Source organism: Bradyrhizobium sp. sGM-13 (assembly GCF_018398875.1).
Taxonomy (GTDB): Bacteria; Pseudomonadota; Alphaproteobacteria; order Rhizobiales; family Xanthobacteraceae; genus Bradyrhizobium.
Genome location: NZ_JAGWDK010000463.1, coordinates 1 through 229, shown reverse-complemented (window position 1 = coordinate 229; position 229 = coordinate 1). Strand labels below are relative to the sequence as shown.

The 229-nt window shown below is 65.9% G+C and carries 1 pseudogene; it reads left to right on the top strand.

The features are described from left to right. Window positions 1-229 (top strand): annotated as a pseudogene (locus KJQ96_RS39675) (lytic murein transglycosylase); the annotation flags it as partial.

Sequence of the window (229 nt, the reverse complement as noted above, 5' to 3'; positions counted from 1 at the left end):
AGCCTGATTCCCAGAAAGTCCCAACCCGCCGCACGGTGCTGGGCCTCGGTACCGGCGCTCTGCTTGCGACGACGCTTCCCGTTTTGGCCGCCCCGCCCGGCTTCGACCAGTGGCGCGACAATTTTCGCGCGCGTGCTCTGGCAAAAGGCATTTCGGACGCGACCTGGACGCGGGTGATGGGTCGGATCGAGCCCGACATGAGCGTGTTCCGGCAGATGCAGAAGCAGCC